The organism is Paracoccus sp. (in: a-proteobacteria), assembly GCF_030538695.1.
Taxonomy (GTDB): domain Bacteria; phylum Pseudomonadota; class Alphaproteobacteria; order Rhodobacterales; family Rhodobacteraceae; genus Paracoccus.
Map to the genome: position 1 here is coordinate 67,274 of NZ_JAUNTN010000016.1, position 18,154 is coordinate 85,427.

The 18,154-nt window shown below is 62.2% G+C and carries 26 protein-coding genes; 2 read left to right on the forward strand and 24 right to left on the reverse strand.

Features of this window, described 5'->3' with window-relative positions:
• Window positions 1-6: 6 nt before the first annotated feature.
• The 18 genes from Q4G24_RS10565 to Q4G24_RS10650 form a co-directional block, all read right to left on the reverse strand.
• Entirely contained in the window at window positions 7-642 is a 636-nt protein-coding gene (locus Q4G24_RS10565) for an N-acetylmuramoyl-L-alanine amidase (RefSeq protein ID WP_303366492.1), read from the reverse strand.
• A gap of 62 nt (window positions 643-704) precedes the next feature.
• Complete coding sequence (locus Q4G24_RS10570) at window positions 705-968, reverse strand: hypothetical protein (RefSeq protein ID WP_303366493.1); 264 nt, start codon at window positions 966-968, stop codon at window positions 705-707.
• Window positions 968-1,339, reverse strand: a complete 372-nt coding sequence (locus Q4G24_RS10575; RefSeq protein WP_303366494.1) for a hypothetical protein — start codon at window positions 1,337-1,339, stop codon at window positions 968-970. Before Q4G24_RS10575 ends, Q4G24_RS10570 begins: the two co-directional genes overlap by 1 nt.
• The gene (locus tag Q4G24_RS10580) at window positions 1,336-2,076 is read right to left on the reverse strand and encodes a hypothetical protein (protein WP_303366495.1); all 741 of its coding nucleotides are present in this window, start codon (window positions 2,074-2,076) and stop codon (window positions 1,336-1,338) included. The genes Q4G24_RS10575 and Q4G24_RS10580 overlap by 4 nt, the downstream gene beginning before the upstream one ends.
• Complete coding sequence (locus Q4G24_RS10585; protein ID WP_303366496.1) at window positions 2,076-2,318, reverse strand: hypothetical protein; 243 nt, start codon at window positions 2,316-2,318, stop codon at window positions 2,076-2,078. The genes Q4G24_RS10580 and Q4G24_RS10585 overlap by 1 nt, the downstream gene beginning before the upstream one ends.
• Before the next feature lie 24 nt (window positions 2,319-2,342).
• The gene (locus Q4G24_RS10590; protein ID WP_303366497.1) at window positions 2,343-3,086 is read right to left on the reverse strand and encodes a hypothetical protein; all 744 of its coding nucleotides are present in this window, start codon (window positions 3,084-3,086) and stop codon (window positions 2,343-2,345) included.
• Window positions 3,083-3,376 (reverse strand): hypothetical protein, encoded by a 294-nt coding sequence (locus Q4G24_RS10595; protein WP_303366498.1) that lies wholly within the window; start codon window positions 3,374-3,376, stop codon window positions 3,083-3,085. Before Q4G24_RS10595 ends, Q4G24_RS10590 begins: the two co-directional genes overlap by 4 nt.
• On the reverse strand, window positions 3,373-3,624 hold the full coding sequence (locus Q4G24_RS10600; RefSeq protein WP_303366499.1) for a hypothetical protein: 252 nt from the start codon (window positions 3,622-3,624) through the stop codon (window positions 3,373-3,375). The genes Q4G24_RS10595 and Q4G24_RS10600 overlap by 4 nt, the downstream gene beginning before the upstream one ends.
• A 9-nt stretch (window positions 3,625-3,633) precedes the next feature.
• Window positions 3,634-7,467 (reverse strand): phage tail protein, encoded by a 3,834-nt coding sequence (locus Q4G24_RS10605; RefSeq protein ID WP_303366500.1) that lies wholly within the window; start codon window positions 7,465-7,467, stop codon window positions 3,634-3,636.
• Window positions 7,464-7,868: a hypothetical protein gene (locus Q4G24_RS10610; RefSeq protein WP_303366501.1), complete on the reverse strand. Its 405-nt coding sequence runs from the start codon at window positions 7,866-7,868 to the stop codon at window positions 7,464-7,466. The genes Q4G24_RS10605 and Q4G24_RS10610 overlap by 4 nt, the downstream gene beginning before the upstream one ends.
• Window positions 7,868-8,497, reverse strand: coding sequence for a hypothetical protein (locus tag Q4G24_RS10615; protein WP_303366502.1), 630 nt, complete (start codon window positions 8,495-8,497; stop codon window positions 7,868-7,870). The genes Q4G24_RS10610 and Q4G24_RS10615 overlap by 1 nt, the downstream gene beginning before the upstream one ends.
• Window positions 8,494-9,081 (reverse strand): hypothetical protein, encoded by a 588-nt coding sequence (locus Q4G24_RS10620; RefSeq protein WP_303366503.1) that lies wholly within the window; start codon window positions 9,079-9,081, stop codon window positions 8,494-8,496. The genes Q4G24_RS10615 and Q4G24_RS10620 overlap by 4 nt, the downstream gene beginning before the upstream one ends.
• 1 nt (window position 9,082) lies before the next feature.
• Window positions 9,083-11,995 (reverse strand): hypothetical protein, encoded by a 2,913-nt coding sequence (locus tag Q4G24_RS10625; RefSeq protein ID WP_303366504.1) that lies wholly within the window; start codon window positions 11,993-11,995, stop codon window positions 9,083-9,085.
• A 40-nt stretch (window positions 11,996-12,035) separates the two neighbouring features.
• The gene (locus tag Q4G24_RS10630; protein WP_303366505.1) at window positions 12,036-12,194 is read right to left on the reverse strand and encodes a hypothetical protein; all 159 of its coding nucleotides are present in this window, start codon (window positions 12,192-12,194) and stop codon (window positions 12,036-12,038) included.
• Window positions 12,195-12,232: 38 nt separating this feature from the next.
• Window positions 12,233-12,601 (reverse strand): gene transfer agent family protein, encoded by a 369-nt coding sequence (locus tag Q4G24_RS10635; protein ID WP_303366506.1) that lies wholly within the window; start codon window positions 12,599-12,601, stop codon window positions 12,233-12,235.
• Window positions 12,601-13,065, reverse strand: a complete 465-nt coding sequence (locus tag Q4G24_RS10640; RefSeq protein ID WP_303366507.1) for a phage tail tube protein — start codon at window positions 13,063-13,065, stop codon at window positions 12,601-12,603. The genes Q4G24_RS10635 and Q4G24_RS10640 overlap by 1 nt, the downstream gene beginning before the upstream one ends.
• Window positions 13,052-13,255, reverse strand: a complete 204-nt coding sequence (locus Q4G24_RS10645) for a hypothetical protein (protein WP_303366508.1) — start codon at window positions 13,253-13,255, stop codon at window positions 13,052-13,054. The genes Q4G24_RS10640 and Q4G24_RS10645 overlap by 14 nt, the downstream gene beginning before the upstream one ends.
• Entirely contained in the window at window positions 13,248-13,772 is a 525-nt protein-coding gene (locus tag Q4G24_RS10650) for an HK97-gp10 family putative phage morphogenesis protein (protein WP_303366509.1), read from the reverse strand. The genes Q4G24_RS10645 and Q4G24_RS10650 overlap by 8 nt, the downstream gene beginning before the upstream one ends.
• Between Q4G24_RS10650 and Q4G24_RS10655 the strand changes: the two genes are divergently transcribed.
• Both Q4G24_RS10655 and Q4G24_RS10660 read left to right on the forward strand, forming a co-directional pair.
• Window positions 13,753-14,232, forward strand: a complete 480-nt coding sequence (locus tag Q4G24_RS10655; protein WP_303366510.1) for a YbjQ family protein — start codon at window positions 13,753-13,755, stop codon at window positions 14,230-14,232. The genes Q4G24_RS10650 and Q4G24_RS10655 overlap by 20 nt on opposite strands.
• Before the next feature lie 35 nt (window positions 14,233-14,267).
• The gene (locus Q4G24_RS10660) at window positions 14,268-14,738 is read left to right on the forward strand and encodes a hypothetical protein (protein ID WP_303366511.1); all 471 of its coding nucleotides are present in this window, start codon (window positions 14,268-14,270) and stop codon (window positions 14,736-14,738) included.
• Window positions 14,739-14,751: 13 nt separating this feature from the next.
• On the opposite strand, the gene Q4G24_RS10665 is transcribed toward Q4G24_RS10660, so the two are convergent.
• From Q4G24_RS10665 to Q4G24_RS10690, 6 genes are read right to left on the reverse strand one after another with little or no spacing between them, the layout of a single operon-like run.
• On the reverse strand, window positions 14,752-15,150 hold the full coding sequence (locus Q4G24_RS10665; RefSeq protein WP_303366512.1) for a DUF3168 domain-containing protein: 399 nt from the start codon (window positions 15,148-15,150) through the stop codon (window positions 14,752-14,754).
• Window positions 15,151-15,471 (reverse strand): phage head closure protein, encoded by a 321-nt coding sequence (locus Q4G24_RS10670; RefSeq protein ID WP_303366513.1) that lies wholly within the window; start codon window positions 15,469-15,471, stop codon window positions 15,151-15,153. It lies immediately after the preceding gene.
• On the reverse strand, window positions 15,468-15,965 hold the full coding sequence (locus Q4G24_RS10675; RefSeq protein ID WP_303366514.1) for a head-tail connector protein: 498 nt from the start codon (window positions 15,963-15,965) through the stop codon (window positions 15,468-15,470). Before Q4G24_RS10675 ends, Q4G24_RS10670 begins: the two co-directional genes overlap by 4 nt.
• Window positions 15,962-16,177, reverse strand: a complete 216-nt coding sequence (locus Q4G24_RS10680) for a hypothetical protein (RefSeq protein ID WP_303366515.1) — start codon at window positions 16,175-16,177, stop codon at window positions 15,962-15,964. The genes Q4G24_RS10675 and Q4G24_RS10680 overlap by 4 nt, the downstream gene beginning before the upstream one ends.
• A gap of 54 nt (window positions 16,178-16,231) precedes the next feature.
• Window positions 16,232-17,449, reverse strand: a complete 1,218-nt coding sequence (locus Q4G24_RS10685; RefSeq protein ID WP_303366516.1) for a phage major capsid protein — start codon at window positions 17,447-17,449, stop codon at window positions 16,232-16,234.
• Between the two features lie 33 nt (window positions 17,450-17,482).
• A complete protein-coding gene (locus tag Q4G24_RS10690; RefSeq protein ID WP_303366517.1) occupies window positions 17,483-18,154 on the reverse strand; it encodes an HK97 family phage prohead protease in 672 nt (223 codons plus the stop codon).

Sequence of the window (18,154 nt, forward strand, 5' to 3'; positions counted from 1 at the left end):
GATACCTCATTGATTTGCGTTGATTTCAGCGGCGACCATCACCCGCAGGCGGTCGCCAACACTGACCGGATCGCCCGGCCCGGCCATGCCGGGCAGAACGGAAATGTCCCACTTTTGCCGCTGCCGGACGGCAAGCGACGGCTGGACCTCTGCATGTGACAGCGTGGACCAGCGACTGACCGGCACGTCATATTCCCGGCACAGCCGCGCGGTTTCGCGGGCCAGCGCGGACACCTGCGCGGGCGTGATCGGGGCGCTGCCCCACGCAAACGGGCGTTCCCGCGCCCCGGCCATCCCACAAAGCGCCAGCCCGATTGCACCGCCATTGGCGTTCAGGGTGTGCGACCGCAGCGCCGCAGGGGCGGCCAGCCAGCGCACCGTGCCATCGCCAAAGATCACCGCATGATAGGGCAGCATCGTCAGGTTGGCGGGGTTGTGACTGCCCGCCGTCCAGTGCCAATGCACCCGCGTGATCCCCGAGGGGTGCGCAAAGGGCCGCCCCCGCGCCTGCTGGCTGGCCTGCACTGCCGCAAAGGCCGCACGGGTGCGGGGACCGTCCAGCCCGTCAATCGGGCCGGGCCAAAAGCCAAGCGCCGCACACCGGGCTTGCCGGGCGCGGATCGCCGTCATTTTACCTGTCATCTTGATTTCTCACAAAAAAAGCCCGCCGGAAGGGCGGGCGGGGAACGTGATTTGGGGATTCGTCAGGGCAGCTTGCGGTCGATCCGGTCCAGCATCTTTCCGGCGTGGATCAGCGATTCCTCGATCCGCGCCAGTTGCACCGCCTGCGCCCCGGCGCTGGCCTCCAGCGCCTCGACCTTGGCCTCCAGCCGCCCGATCTCACGCTCGTTACGCATCGACACGGCCTTGCCGCTGGCTAAAGCGACCTCCATCCGCGCCCAAAGCCCTGCCACCAGCGCAATCAGCGGGGCGGCCCCCCGGATCGAATCCCAGTCTGGCAACGTCATTATTTTGATCTCCGATAATACCCCACCGCCGCCACGATCAGCAGCGACATCCAAGCCAGCACGGCCCCCAGCAGATCACCGGCCAGCAGGCAGGCGGCGGCATAGGCCCCGGCTGTGACGCCGATCCAGTCCACCACACCGTCAGCCAGCGCCGGGGCCAGCTTGTCACCGCGCCGCAGGGCGCTGCGCAACTGCGCCCCCTCCCAAACCAGCAGATAGCCCGCGCTGACCAGCGCCACGGCGACCCAAGGCCCGGCCAGCGCCGCCAGTCCGCCCCACAGCACCAGCGTGATTTGCGCATGTGCCAGCAGCACCGCGCCCCAAACGTAAGGATCGCGATGATTATCAGGGGTCAATAAATCGCGGATCATGCTGCACCTCTCGATTTTGCGTAAACCTCCAGCGCCGTGCGCTGCGCGTCCGACATCACCCAGCCGACCGTCAGCAGCACGTCGCGGACGATCAGGCCCTGCGGCACGGCTGCGCCGCCGCTGGACATACTACCGCCCACCACAAACCAATCCCCCGCCGCGCTGGTCGCGCGGTCAGCGGTGGTGCTGGCAGCGATGATCTGGTTGGCAACACGCACCTGCATCACCGCACTCATATTACCCGGCCCCGTTCGCGCCCAACTGTATGTGCGCGGCCCGCTGGCGGCTGGCGGGGCATAGGCCCTGACCGTGTTGCCGCTAAAGACGCCCGCATCAGACAGGCGGGTGGCAAACGATACCGGGTTGTTGCTGTAGACCTGCGGGCCGTTGTAAAACTGCCGACCAATCAGCGCATTTGGCTGACACAGCGCCCATAATTCAAAGGGCGTGTCAGCGGGCCACGCCTCACGGTCAGCGGTGTAACACCCCGCCGCACAGTCCAGCCAACCGTCAGCCAGCACCGGATCACCCGCCCGATCCATCACCAGCGGCAGGCCGTGACGGGCCGTCCAGGTCGCGCCCGCATCCTCGGCTGCATAATGGGCGTAGGGTGCATCACCCAACAATGCCGCCGGGAACGGGTCAACAGGTTCGGGCGTGACTGGATCGCCGCCAGATGCGGCGCGGATCCGCAACATCGGCCAGCCCTGCCAGATCGGGCCAGACAGCGCCGCCATCACAGCCCCCGCAGAATGCTGGCCGCGCCCGTCGATGATACCGAGCGCAGCCAGATTTGCGTTGCCCGATCAATCACCACCGCCGCCCCAATATCCAGATGCAGGGTGGCGGTATCCGCTGCCGGGGCCGCTGTGGCAAGCTCAACCACCCCCAGCCAGCCGGATTGATTTTGCACCACATCACCGGATTGCACCGCCAGCGGCCCGGTCCAGTCTTGCGTCAATTTGTGGATTTTTGGCATGTCTGCCCCCTTTTTAAGATTAAATTAAAAACCGCTAACCGTTCGCAACGTCAGCGCCCCGCCCATACCCGCCCCTGACCAGTTACTGACCGGCGCGATATATGGATACCCAAGCCACGGATCGACCGTGACCGCCTTAAATTGCGCCGCAGTTGCGCCCGTGCGGACCCACCAAAACGCATAAACATCGCCGTTGTCGAAATTCTCGAAATAGCCCCGATAACCAAGCTGGATAAATCCGCAATCTGCGGAAACGGAAACCGGGCTGGAAATCACGTTTTCGGGTCGGACAGTAATCCCCCCGATGTTTGAAACATATCTCGAAACATCGAAAGAAATATAATCACGGATTTCAACCGGGCGGCGACGGCTGTCGTAAATAACTCCACCCGCCGCATTATTAAGGATCAGCCCGTAACCTGACCCATCCAGCGGGCAGGATTGCATCGGCCCGATTGCCAGCCATTTAACCGATGCCCGCGCCGCCAGAAACGTCACATTGGCACCTGACAAGGCATCACCGACCCGGCAGCACCACGGCTGATCCGTTGTAAACTCAACGTAAAATGACAGCCCGGACATACCCGCAAAACGCGCTTTCGGAACCCGATGAACCCAGCCATAGCGCCCGTCATGGGCATTTGCCCCGCCCGAATTGGCTGGCTCGGATGATGTGGAGGTGCCAAAGGCATAGACCCCGTAAGCTTGCGTTCCCGCATCAATGATTTTTTGCACACCGCTATTTGCGGAAAACAGCCCGTAACTCATTTTTTAAGCCAGATCACGGTAAAAGTTTCTGCGCGGCGTTCCTGATCCAGCCCCCGCGCAATCGCCCATGTGCCGCGTGATGGAAAAATCCCGAACTCTGGAACAGACCCAAGCGAGCCGATGCAAAACGAATGCGGATCAGCCTGCGTTTTAGGCGTCGGCATCGGGGCGGATTTTTCGTATTCCCCCGCTGCCAAAGTCATTGTCCAGACCTCATCCACGACCCACGGGGTAAACGCCAGATCACCAACCCCGCCGCTGGCAGACCAGACTTGCAGACCATAGCTCATTCTGCCGCCTCATCCGCGCCGCCCCACGCGCTGATCTGTATGCGGGTTGCAGCCCGGATAACCGGGGCGCAAGCGGGGCAAAAACAAAGCGGCATCTGCCGATCCTCTGCCAGACTGATGTCAACCCAAAGCTGACCCGACCCCCATCCATCCACGATCACGCCATTCGCGCGGTCGGTTGCCCCGACCGTGCCGCAGCGGTCACATTCGCAAATCGTCTGATTGCCGTCCTGATCCAGATAAATCATTGATAACCCTTACGCTAAATTGCCCATGCGGACGCGCAACACATTGCTGGCGTCGTAAACAAGGATGCGGTCATTACGGATTTCCATCCGCGCCCCAGTGGTGGCGGTGCGCAACACCCCGACCGTGGCGGTCAGCGCCGAAAGCTCGGCTACGTTGATCTTGTCAGCGGTCAGGCTTTTGGTGATCGTCCGGCCGCCATGAATGGCTGTGCTACCCGCCGGCGCCCATGGCGACGGCAAAGTGGCGGCGGCGTGGACCTCCTCAAGCTGCGGCTTCCAGACCCACAACCAGCTATCCGCCGCCCCCGCATCCGCGGTTTGTTTTTGGAACAGCACTTCGGCATAGGCCGCGCCGGCCGGGGCAAGCGCCTTGATGAACACCCGCTCCCATTGGTCCGGGATGTTATGCACCCCCCGCGCCGCCGCAGCCCAAGGTGTGTTAAACGTGCTGCCCGGCATCAGCGCCCCAGCCGCATCGTAAAACCGCACCACCAACCGGGCGTCGCCCCGCGCCGTGCGGTAATAGCCGCTGGCAATATAGTGCTGGTTGGGACTGACCGGGACGCCGACAGCGCGGCTGCCCGACGCCAGCAGCGGCTTGGCCACGATAAAGGCGTTGATCCCGGTAATCCCAATCTCGCGGATAAACAGCGTTGGCCAAGCCGGGTGCGCGTAGCTTTCACCGGGGTTTCGGACCCCGAAGGCAAAGGCCGAATTGCCGCCATGCGACGCCGCATAATGCGCAAAACCATCATCAAACGACGGGTCAACCAACAGGTTTTTGCCCATGCCGACCGTCAGCAGGTTGGCTCCGACCGAACCATCCATGACAAGTTGCTCGGCCTGAAACTTGATGATGGATTTCGGGACGCCACCCTTGCCGTCTGCCGCGATCAGGTCGATCAGCGACACCGCATCACCGGCCTGCGCCCGGATCAGATAGCCGGATTTCGCACCTTTTTCGAGGTCGGAAATGGCGGTCGCCTGCGTCGTCACGCTGGCATCCAGCTTGGTCAGGTCCGCATCCTTGACCTCGACCCAAGCCGACCCATTCCAGCGGTGCATCCGGTTATCCGCTGTCCGCACCCACAAATCGCCAGCCGCCAGCCCGGACGCAGCAGGTGCCGCCGCCTGCCGGAACGTCCGGTTTTTAGCCGCCGCATTGGCTCCGACGGTGTTGATCTGGCTGGCCAGCGCCTGATCCTGCGCCGCGCGGGTCGCGGCCTCCGACTGGATCGCGGCCTCGGCATCTGCAAACCGCGATTCGGTGCGGGTTTGCAGCGCCGTCAGCGCCTGATCGGTGGTCGCGCTGGCGACCTCAACCGCCTGAATCCGGGCAATCACCTGCTGGTCAATCTTGGTCGCCGCCGCGTTGTCGATCCAAACCGGATCGGTCGGGACCACCCGCCACCGGAATCGGGTCGCGCCGTCAGGCGGGGCGTGTTGGCCGCTGATGACCTTGGGCGCGGCGGACGCCTCAAACCGGGTCGCAAACTCGGTCCCCAGCGCCGCGCCGTCTGCACCGTAAAACAGCACCCGGACAGTCCCGGCCCCGCCGCTGATCTCGACCCGCCATTGCAGCAACTCCGCCACGTCAAAACTGGCGTCAACAAACTGCCCGAAATGGCCCGCCGACACCCGCGCACCGCCATTTTCCGGGGTTGCCGCACCAACAGTCCAGCCGGTGATCCCATCGGCAAAATCCGGGTTGACCAGCAGGTTGTTGCTGGTGTTTGCCGCCGTGATCTCATTGATCCGGCCCGCCAGTTGGCCAAGCTCGGTCTCAAACACCCCGGCATATTGCTGCAATCCGGTATCGGTGTAATCCCGCGCCGCCCCCAGCCCGTCGCGCAACTGACCGGCCAGCGTCTGCACCTGCCCCGACAGATCGGCGGTGGCGTCAAACAATTCTTCGCGGGCTGCCGTCGCATCCGCCCGCGCCGCCAGCGCATCCGCCGCCGCCGCTGCCGCCTGCTCCTGCCCGCGTTCCAGATCGGCCCGGAGCTGCTCCTCGAAATCCTCTGCCGTGATCCCGACCGTTGGCGCGACAAAGCCGGTCCAGTCAGTCCATGCCCGCGCACGGCCCGTCAGCATCACCCGCGCCCGGACCTCCATCCGCGCCCCGGAAATTACCCCCGCCGTGATGATGTGATCGCCCCGCTCGATGGCCGGGGTGCTGCCCTGACCGGCCAGCGCGGATGCGCCCTGCGCCCGCAACTCCCACTCGACACCCAACCCCGGAATCGGCGTCCATTTGATCCGCACAGCCGAGCGGCGGCTGCGGCCCTGATCGTCCTGGACAATCACCGGCTCGACCGCCCAACCGGGCAGCACCTGCGGCGCAGGCGGCGTGGTGACGACCGAGACAGTCGGCAGGGGTGCCACCTGCGGCGCGGTGTAATCTGCCGGGTCGACCTCACGGACGTGGACGCGCTGGACCATGGTCACGGGGTCACGATAGACCGCCTGCACCTCGACCAACTTGCCCGCGTAGCCGTCATAATCCAGCGAGAGCGTCAGCGTGTCCAGCACCTCGACCGCCGCATAATCGGGCGGCAGGGACAATTCGTGCTGGCGCTGGCGGCGACCATCGGCCAGCGCAAAGGCGACCAGCTTTTGCACCTGCTCGCTGTCCGTGACCGCGTGATAGGTGATCGCAACCACGTTGCGGCCCCCGTCGCGGGCGGCAAAAGCCTGATCCAGCACCAGCGGCGCGGCTTTGGACTGCCAGCGTTCGGCAGGCTCGGGATACTGCGCAGCAATACCGTTGTAGACCTCACGCGGGCCTTGATGCGGGGTAAAGACCTGATTTTCGCTGATAATCACATCGGGATTGGTGACGGTCGCCACCGGCAGGCCCGGCCCGCCGATGCGGATGCGCCAGACGCCGCCGTCCTCGGCAATGTTGCCCGCACAGGCTTGCAGCAGATGCTCGATCACGTCTGCCGGGGTGTCGCCGCCGTAATCTGCCGGGCCGATCTCGACCTCAAGGCCCGCCGTCCAGCCCTGCGTCTCTGCCTCGGTGATCGCGCTGGCCCAGTTTGCGGCGGGCAGATCGGCAGCATCCAGACCGCCGCCCCAAACCGACCCGTCCGGCAGGGTGATGCCGCGCATGACATTCCAGATCATCAGCGCCGCGTTCCGGCTGTATCCGGCCCGACCGGTGCGCGGGTCGGTCAGCGGGATGCCGTCCACCTCAAAAATCAGGTCCGGGATCGACGAAAACAACTCCTGATCCCGCTTAAGCTCGACAATGACGTAAGCCACGCCGCGCAACACCATGTCCGCCGTCCATGGCCGGTCCTTGTGGCTGCCGTAGCTGGCGACCAGATGCGGATCGGCCTGCATTTGGTTGCCATCGTAAAACCGCAACCGGGCTTTGCCCACAAACTTTTCGGGCAGGTCAAACCAGCCGGTTGTGCCTGCCGGAATCTCGACCCGATCCTGACCGATCCAGACCGCCGCCAGTCCATGAACCGGCAGGTCGGACAGGTCACGGATGATCGTCAGCCACTCGTTACCCGCGCCGCGCACATATTCCGGGGCCGTCCGATGGCCCGAGACCGCGCGACGGCCAAGGATGATCCGCTGCGGGGTGTCGTCGCCCTCGGTCGCGGCCTCAAGCTGGACCGCACCCGGACCTTGCGGCTTTTGCTTGGGGGCCAGTGCCCGTGAGATCAGCGACATCCCGGCGCTGATCGCCATGTTGACCGCAAAGCTGGCTACCGCAGACGTGGCCGCAAAGGCGCTGATCGCCGATGTGATGGCCGCCACAAAGCCCGCATGGGCCGGGGCAGCGGCCAGCACCGCCGTCGCAAAAACCGTCAGAAAAATCCGCGTCATACCCGGTAAATCCCCCGCGCCTCGGTCAGCGGGATCAGCCCCCACCCCTCGGGCGTCAGAACGTAAATCATTTCACCCTGCACCACGCCCAAGCCCACACCGTCGCTGGTATCGACCGCCGCCAGATCGCCGGGCTGCGCAAACAGCACGGACGGTTGTTTGCGGAATCGGCGGCTGACATAGACCAGATGGCTTGCGCAGCCGGTCTTTTCCCGGCCCATCGCCAGCCCGGATTCACGGCTGTCGTAACCGCGCACCCCCGCCGTGTAATCAACCCCGGTCACGGCCTCTGCCGCGCCCATCGCAAACAGCCAGCAATCCGCCGAGCCATAGGCAAAATCCCGGCCAGCCCATTCGGCCAGATAAGCCGTGAGCCGCGCCCGCCAATCAGGTAGCCGCATCAGAATATCCCTAAGAACTTTTTACGTTTTTTCGGCTGCTGCTGGCTCTCGCCCCACGTCACGCTTGCATCGTGGACGTTGGAATAGCGCCGCCCCTGATCGCCGCCGCGCAACTGCTGCATCGGGGCCGATTTGGTCAGGGGCGGGATCACCGTCAGCCGCCATGCGTCCGACACCAGCCCAAGGCTGACATCCAGACCATCGCCAAAAGCGGCGGTGGTGATCGGCGCGGTTTCGATCCGCCCCCGGAACACCCGCTCTGGCGGCGCAATCAGGTTCTGATCTGCGTCAAACTCGGCCCGGTGAATCAGGATTGGCGCGTTTTGCGTGTCATAGACCCGCACCGCCTGGACAACCGCATCACTGACGCCCATCAACGCCAATTCGGCGCGGCGCACCTGCACCCCCGCCTCTGAAAACACCGTTGGCAGCGACAGGATCGACGTGCCGTGATACATGCGCACCACGCCGTCCGTTGTAAACTGGCGGGTGCCGCTGCCGGTCCAAAGCCCGGCAGTCTCGATCTGATCGGTCTGCCGGTTGCGGGCCTCGATCCAGACCAGATGCTCGGTATGGACGCCCCGGCGCTGGTTGCGATGCGCCGTCAGGGCGCTGGCCGTCAGCCTCATAAATGCACCTGCGTGATTGCAAAACTGGATTCGCCCGCCAGCACCCGCGTAAACTGCGCCGGTTTGATCTGATCGACCACGGCCAGCATCTTGGGCCGCCGCACCTCGACCACTGCCCCAACCACAACCGAGGGCGGCAGATGCGGCATCAGCCAGACCGTGCATTGCCCCGCAGCATTTGCAGGGTCAGCCGCCGTGACCGCGTGCAGGCTGTGACCGATTGAAACCATGTCACCAGGCGCAAACACAAAGCCCCGATCCAGCCCGGCCAGAACGACGCGCCGGTTATCCGACGCCTTGGACGCCACCGTAACCACCCGGTCGTAGCCCCGATAATTGCGGTCACTGACCTCAATCACTGTGCCGGGCTGTTGCGCCAGCATCAGCAGGGCGCGAACGGCGCGGGCCTGCGCAGCCCGGTTGCCGTAAAGCTGGACATCGGCTTTCCACAGGTCCGCGCCAAACGACCGCGCCCGGATCACCTGACCGCCCGCCGTCTGACTGGACACCGCCGAAACCGGCGCAAACAGATCCATGCGCCGGACGCAAATCCGGCCCCAAAACTCTTCCAAAGTCAGGATCATCTTAACCTCTCGGGTATTTGTTGGCGGCTTGCACCCGCGCCCCAAAGCTGCGGGCCTGCGCCGCCTCGTTCTGGCGGATCATCAAACGCACCTCGTCGCGGGTCGCATACTCGCGGATGACCTCGACACCTGGCGCGTTATTGTTGATGGTGACTTTCGGGGCCTGCCCGGCACCTGCCGGGATCGCCGCCGCGATGCTCGGCAGGCTTGGGATCGCCCGCCCGACATAACCGCCATCGGCATAACCCCGCAGACCCCGCCGCATCGCTTCCAGCGCCGCAGGCCCGCCCGCAGCCCGGACGCTGGCTTGGTCAAACACATATTCGCCGCGATGCACCACCCCGGCAGGCTCATACTTGCCGCCCGCGCCGGTGTAACCACCGTCCGCAAATCCAAACAGGCTGCGAACACCACCCCACAGCCCGCCACCACCAGCCGGGCCACCACCACGCGCCATCGGCCCCTCGTTAAACAGCGCCGCTTGCAACGCCGCCTTCGCCAGCGCCGCCGCGACACCGGCAAGAACGTCCTCAAAGTTTTTGCCCTCGACAATCGCATCAACAATGCCGTTCTTCAGGGCCTCGGTCTGACGCTCGGAAAAATCCTGTGCCTCCCGCAACTTATCCGCCGCCGCCTTGGCCTGTTCATCGGCCAAAATCGAATCCCGTTTGGTATCAACCAGCCGCTGAATCGCCTGCCGATAGGTCATGGCGCTGTCGATCATCTGCGCATCCAGATCGACCCCGCGCCGCTTGGCATCCTCCAGCAGCATAAACAGCGCCTGTTGCCGCTCCATTTCGGCATTGACCGCCGCAATCGCCGCCGCCTTTTCCGGGGCGCTCATGTCGCTGGCGCTGATCTCCGCCAGCTTGGCGTTGCGTTCCGCCGCCAGCTCTGCGGATTTTTGCTCGGTCAGAAGATCCTTTGCCAACTGCTCGGATAGCTGCTTTGCAAGCTGTAACCGCCGATCACGGTCGCGCACCTCATCTGCCAGCGCCTTTTTCCGCGCCGCCGTCGCCTCACGTTCCAAGGTCAGGGTTTCGCGCGAAATCCCGGCATTGGCGGCCAGCAACCCATCTGCCCGCGCTAAATGGGGCGCAAACTGGCTGCCCCCAACGGCATCACTGACATTACCGACGACACCGCCAGCAGCCAAATCAGATGCGTTGATCTTTCGGGCATCACCCGCCAAAACCGCTGCATAGATGTTGGCAAGCGAATCGCCCGCCTTAACCCCGGCGTCTTGCAAATACCGACCCGCCGCCGTGACCTGCTCCGTAATGCTGGAATCGGGCGAAACACCGTATTTTTTACCCTGCGGCTGGCCGAACTGGATCAACCCAAAATGCTGCCCCCACTTCGTCGTCGGCCCCATGGTGTCGGGCCGCAATTTACCGCCTGTCTCGAAAGACATCACCGCAATCAGATCACGGGCAGCAACGCCAAGCTGCTCTGCAACCACGGTCGCAGCGCGCACAAGCTCCGCATCCGCACCGCCGTCACCACTCACGCGCCGGGCGATATAATGCGCTTCGAAACCGGGGGCGGATTCCGCCCACGCGGCCCCCTCGGCCCGAACTTGCGCATACTGCTGATAGCCCCGGATCATTTTCTGCAAGCCCACATCCGTCTCGCGGGCAAGCTGCTGAACCTTTGTAATTTCGTTGTCGATTTCGCGGATAACCCGGCGATACGCCTCAACACGTTCAGCATTACCCTCGGCTTCGGCCCGTTTCAGCGCATCCAGCGCCTTTATCCGCTCCTGATCCAACGCCGCCATGCGCCGGGTGGTCTGATCGTATTTACTCAAAAGCCGATCAGAATCAGCACCCGCCGCGTCAATTTGGGTCTTCGCCTGATCCAGCACCTTACCAATCAGCAGCGCCACATCATCAAGTGATTTTCGCTGCTCTTTCGTGGACGCGCCGATCTCGGAAATGACGGACAGAACGGCCTCACTGTCCCGCACAAGATCATCAAGATCATTGACGCGCCCAAGCCGAATGATCGCATCGGCCAGCCGCTGCGCCTCATCCGCACTTGCGCCAGTTTTTTTGCCAATCTTCTCAACAGCCTGCTCAATAAGCTGCATCCGGGCACGCTCATAACCGCGCATGACGTTACCAGACGAATCAAGATATGCCGACATGCTCGGCAGATCGAGGCCCAACTCCCCACTAACCCGCTTGGCAGCTGCCAGCGCATCCCGTCGCGCGACACCGGCGGTCACAACCGCCATGACATCCGCCGCCCGCGCAACCTCATCCGCCAGATCACCATATTTATGACGCAACTCATCGACCGGCACCGCCGCAGCTTCTGCCGCACTCGACATGGCAGCGGTCGAATCCGCCAGCCGGTCAAGCTGTTCATCAAGCGTTTCCGCCTTTTCAGCAGCCCCAAGAAAGGCTCCAGCAAGAGGCACCAGAATCGCCGCCGCCGTGCCAATGGCAACCCCCCAAACCCCGAAAACACTCGCCAACTGCGGAAACTGTTGCGCGAATGCGCGGGTAGCATCGGTCCCGGATGCAACCTGAACCGCGAAATCCTGAATCTGATAACCCACGTTCTGGATTTGGTGGGTCGCGATTCCAGACCCCTGCGCCGCCGCCTGAATAGCCTTACCACCACCGGCAAATTCGGTGTTCAGCTTTGCCAGCGCATCCCGATGCACCTTGGCGCTAATCGCACCCGCACTATGCGCCCTGTTCAACCGGTTAAGCTCGGCCTCATATTTTTTTGACGCCGCATAAAGCGGATCATAAGCCCGCCGCAGCCGATCCATTTCACGGGCATTGGCTGCAACAACCTGATTATTTGTCACTGCACTTTCAGCAGTTTTATTAACTGCCGCCTGCATTTTTTTACCGGCATCCTCGAACTTTTTTGTTACCCGGTTAATTTCCTTGGTCATCTTGGCATCATTAAATGCGGCTTCCAAAAGCAGATCAGCATCATTCGACATCTTCAAAACCCTCAACCCCAAGCGCCCGCAGTTTATCGACGCTCATTGCCTCAACAGGGGCTTTCCATCCCCAATGCGCCCGCCCATGACCCTCAATAAAGGCCATGAAATGCCACATGCTCATGCCACCAATGGATTGGGGCGACATTCCTGCCGCCCCACCCAATTCATAAAACGCACTGAATTTCAGCTTTCCGCGCTCTCGCTGCTCGGCGTTGTCTCGCCCGCCAGCGAGGGCTTTCCCACCGGGTCATCCGCCGGGCCATAATACCCGGCCAAAAGCACCTCCAATGCGGGTGCCTTAAAGGCAGACGGCGGCATATAATCCAACGCCCGCTCGACCAGATGCTTGGCCTTGTCCGGGGCCATGCCACCACCAATCAATCCCCAACGCAGCACATCCAGTGGATCACGGAAATGATGTTCACCCGTGCTTAGCCGCCGCGCCAGCCATTCGGGGCCGCAGTCGGTATCCCGCTGCAACCCCTCAAATTCAGCGATCCCAAGCCGGAATGAATGTTCGCCACCCGGCCAAACCACAACCGCCGCCCGCATCACGCTTTATCCGTAAATTCCGGGGCCTCTTTGAAACGCCCGTTCAGAGTCAGCGTGACCGCCGCCTTATCCGTATTGCCGATATTATCAACAGATAGTGACGGCAAAATAATCGCCCCGTCGATATACTCAACCTCGCCAGATTTGACCCCAACGATATGGATACGGATCGGCAAAAGAACCTGATCTTTCGCCGCGCGCAAAATCTTGTCCCGATTCTGCCGCGCCAGCGTGGCATTGATTGCAACGGTCCACGTCTGTGCACCATATTCCGCCACATTCTGCGGCGGCAAAGTCCAATCCTCACAATCCGCAACAGTTTCTTCCTGCACCGCGTTATCAACGGTCAGGTTGACGCTGGTCGCGCCGCAAAAATTAGTCCATGTCGCGCCGACACCATCGGTCGCGGACCAGTCCACCATAACAACAATGTCGCCACGATAATGACGTTCAGGCAGTGCCATCTTTTACCTCATTGGATTTCGCGGCCCCTGCCGCCTTGGTTTCCTCGCGCGTTGCCGCGCCTGCTTCGACGGCCAGATCAATAACCCATGCCGGGAAGGTCTGCGGGGTGCCGGTTGGCTCAATTCGCCGCGACACACCCCTTTTAATATCGGTCGCATCAAAGCGCCGATGGAACGTAGCCTTAGCCACCTCCAAACTCCCTTTTCATTGCCTTACGAATCGCCGCCCGGACACGCCGCCGAAATGCGGCCTTGCCTACCCTTTTGTCGCGCCAGACCGGGAAAAAGAACGCCTGCGCAGGCATCCCGGCCCGCGTTCCGAACTCGACATACCGCGCATAGAACGCATCTTTGCTGCCCGCATAAATCTTGATCGACAGGGATGCATACTGAAAGCCTTCGTTTCGACCCGACCGAATATCCTTGATGACCATCGCCCCGGCAGGCACATCACCCCACGTCCAACCGATGCTGTCCCGCAGATCGCCACTTAACACAGGCACCCGCGCCCGCATCTCCTGCACAATGGCTTCCGCGCCCTCCTCCATCGCCTCCGCCGCAGCGGCCCGAATGACATCAGGAATCTTGGATAGACGCGCCCGCAAGTGTGGGGATAATGTCGCCATGAACCACTCCCAAGGAACAAAAATGGCACAGTGCAGCAAGTGCGGAAACCGCATAGGATTTATGAAGAATGTCAACGGCATGTGCGTTGACTGCTACAAATCGACAGCCGACCGTGCCCGCGAAATGGCAGAAAAGACCGGAAAAACCGACCATCAGGAACTGCTAACCCTCATCAGCCAAGAAGACGCCCAACAGCAGGACGAAATCGCCAAAATCACCCTGACGACCGAAACAGCCCCGAACCTCAAAATCCTCGAACGCCTCGACATCGTGACCGCCGAATGCGCCTATGGCATGAACGTATTCAAGGACTTGTTTGCCAGCACCCGCGACTTTTTCGGGGGCCGATCCGCCACCATCCAGAACACCATGCGCGACAGCAAAAACACAGTGCTCTACGAACTGCGCCGCGAAGCCCACTGGCTTGGCGCGAATGCGGTTGTCGGGGTCGATCTCGATTACGTCGAAATCGGCTCCGGCTCATCCAGCAGCATGATTTTACTGGTCGCATCCGGCACTGCTGTAAAAGCGGACCTCTAACCCCTCACCATCATGTCAGCTTGAGGCCACCCACCATGCGTCCAATCCTTGCAACATCAACCACAATGATGCTTTTAGCCACGCAAGCCGCTCCAGATCAGGCCCCTGCGGCTCACAACTACGAGCCTGCACAAATGCAGATTTGGCACAGCGACAGAACCTTCCAGCCATTAAGCCGCACAGCACAAGCAATCACAGGCGCTATCACCATTACGGATATGACCATCAAATTCGGGGACGCCAAAACGATAGACTTACAGCCCATTGTTATGGCTTGGCGCGACTGGGACACTACTCCCGGCAATGAGACCGCCGAACTATTTCGGCTCCTAGCTGACCCCGGAACACTCCGAAACAGCAACACTCTCTGCGGCGATACCCCCGCGACATTCGTCGCCCTCTACGAAACTCAATTCGGAATCGGAATGTCCGTATTCGAATCGAAAGAACACCCCTTTGATGCAAACTCTCCCGGACTTTGCGGAACCTATACCTACACAAAATAGGTCCCAATAAGCCCTAACCCTCCAACACCGCCCGGACCGTCACAACCCCATGCGCGAACATCGGGTCAGGATCGCCCATGATCCGCCCGCCATCCGTGCCGATCTGACCAATGACCAGCGGGCCGCCCTCGGGCGGCTCCCACCCCCGGAACGCATTGATAACGGCGCTGGTCACATCGCGGACTACTGTCCGGTCAGGCCGCGACGACGCCCAAACATGCACGGTCAGGTATTCCTCGCGGCCCTCGACGCACTCGACATCATCAAGCACAACCTGACTGTCACCGATCACGATATAGGGCGTTTCCACGGCCTCGGGGGCCGATCCGTCAAACACCCGGCCCGCGACCGCTGGAATGGCCGCGATCAGCCGGGCAACGACCATCGCTTGCAGGTGAACCGATACCGACATTCACCCCTCCGCCAGCATTTCCAGATAGGCCCGATCCGCCGTTGGCCGGGGGTCTTCGCGGACCTCGAAAGCCTTACCGCCGATCACGACGCGCCATGTGCTGCTGATCCGCCGCGCCTGCCTTGACGCACGAACCGTCACAATCACCGGGTTGCGGGACGCCTGCCGCGCCTGCATCACGGCCTCGCCACCCCGCAGCCAGCGCAGGTTTGCCCAAACGGTAAACTCATCCGTCCAACCCTCCGTCCAGCCACCAGCCGGGGTTGTGACACGGGTCTTTGACTGACACACAACCCGCATGGTCAGATCACCGGCCCTCATGCAACCCAACCCGTCCGAAACGGCGTCAGCAGCCGCACAACACCCAGCGGCAGCGCCAGAACCGTGCTGCCCTCCACGGACGCCTCACGCTCCGCATACCAATGCCCGACCAGCAGCAGCACCGCCATGCGCAGCGCGGGCCACGAATCCTCCGGCGTCGATGCGGTAAACTCGACCGCGCCCGCCCCGAACACATAGGTCCAACCCCCAAGACGCGTCACGCGCACATCTGCCCCATCGACGACCTGCACATCCGTCACCCCCGGCAGATTCAGCCGTTCCGGCCCATCCAACCCCTGCAACTCCTTCCGCCACACCTGCGGCTGGATGCACCGGCCCAAAATCCCGCGCGGGCCGTCGATATGGGCCATCGCCGCCGCCGCGAGGCCAGCGATATACAAATCCTCATCGTCGTGATCGACGCGCAAATGGGCTTTCAGATCGTCCAGATGGACAAAATCTTCCTGCGGGCCACGGATCAGCGTCAGGGTCATTTCCGCCCCTTATTGCTTGCAACCGGCTCCGCTTTATTTGCAACCGGCCGGGCCGCTTTGTTCGCGGCAGGTTCCGTCGCCTTGCCGCCCTCACGAACCGCCAGCACCCCGTCTTTGACCAGATGCGCGACCATGGCCGGATCAGCCACACGGATTGCGCCGGTCGTATAAAATTGGTCGCCAAGGTGCTCGCACAAAACATCGTATTCCATGACTGCTACTCCCAAAAATGAAGGGGCGAGGTCATCCCCGCCCCGCCTGCTCGATCAGTCGCCCGCGCCAGCCGGGGCCAGATCGCCATAGACAAACGATTCCGGGCGATAGACCGCCAGCGCAATCCGTTCTTCCGCCAGCAACGTCAGCAGGTTCTTGGTAAAATCGTCATTCTCGAACCCGGTTTCGACGCGCGAATCCCACAGGTCGAACACTTCGGCCCCCTGCTGGAATGCGCCGGTCAGAAACTTGCCCTGGGTAATCTCCTGCGTTTCCACGACCGGCAGACGCCACAGCTTCGCCACACCCTCGCCGTTCGGCTGCCCGATGATGTGCCGGCCAATATCGTCCTTAATCAACTCGATATTGGCCCAATCGGTCGGGTGCAGCACATAGCCCGTGACCGCATGTTCGGCCAGCGCCGCTTGCAGGATCGCCAGCCGCAGCGTGTCGATGACGGTCATTTTCGTGGTGGCGGCACCGGACGGGACCGCAAACTTGGTCGCCTGCGGCACGATCCCGTGCAGGTTATTGCCCGACCCGTCACCGTGCAAAAGCTGCGCCTCCTCTTTCATCGCCAGCCCGAACAACAGCCGGTTGTCGATGTGCGAGCGCAGTTGCGACACGTCCGAAAGCGCCTGTTTGGACACTTTCATCCAGTGCGCGATGACCTTGGCGTTGGTCGATACCAAGTCCATCTTGATGTCGGATTCGGGCTTTTTCGCGCCCTCGGCCACCACATCGGCATTGTTGGTAAACCCGGTTTCGCGGACATATTCCAGCGCCGGATTGTCCATGCGCCCCGCAGAAATCAGATCGCGGACCACAAGACGACGCTGCGGCAACTCCTGAATACCCGGCAGGCGGGTGCGATCCGTCGCGGCCCCGACCGAACCGGCAGCATCCGTGCGGGCCGTGGTGATCGTGGCCTTGACCGCCAGATCAATGCGACCGTTGCGCGGGCGACCATCCATCCACGCCTTGACCGCCTCGGCCTCGACAAACTGCTGACCCAGCGACTTGGCCGCATCATCGCCATGCGCCGGAACGCGGGCCATTTTCTGCGCCAACTCGGCAATCTGGCCGGACAGCTCGTTCATCTTGACCAGTGCCGCGTCCGCATCGCCCTTAAGCTGCTCGGCCATTTCCTCGCCGCGCTTGGCCCGGCCAAGCGCATCCTCGGCAATCGCCTTGACCTTATCCATCGCCTCGCTATGTGCAGCCTTGATCTCATCGGCAAGCTGCTGTGCCGTTTTAATGTCATCCGACATTTGTAACCTCATGTTTTCCGTTGATTATGGGCGTCAGCCCGCCAAAGCCCGCAAAAACGCAAGCCCATCCGCCGCTGCGGCAGGTTCCCCCCGCCCTTTCAGGTGGACGCGCACGGCCCGCTCCGCCTGTGAGTTTGAGAGGCCGAAAGCCCCTTTCAGCAAATCCTCAAACTCCCGCTCCGTCAGCCGATCCCCGGCCCGCAGCTTTTCCATCACCTCATGCACCCGCCGTTCCGATTTCACGGCGGCAATGGTGGCATTTTCGTTCGCGCCGATGCTGACAACCGACACCTCATGCAGTGCCAGCTTGGTCAGCGTCCAGATGCCGCGATCCTCATCGACCTCGTAACCCTTGATGCGATAGCCGATGGACAGCCCGTCAATGTCACCGGCTTTCAGCAACTCATAGGCTTCGCGCCCGCGCTGAACACCCATGTTAAGCTGACCCGTGACCGACAGCCCCTTGTCATCCTCAACTGCCGACAACCACTTGCCAATCGGCTCGCGCGGATCGTGCTGCCAGAACATTTTTGGCATGGTGCCTTTGGCCGCATGTTCGGCCAGCGACTCGGAATAGGCCCCCGGCGCGATAATGTCGCCGTATGAATCCGGCTCGCCGCCGAACGTGCTGGCATAGCCTTCAAACTGGCCCTTTTCGCCCAGCGATTTAATATCCAGCAGCGCCGCGCCGTGTTTGACCTGCAT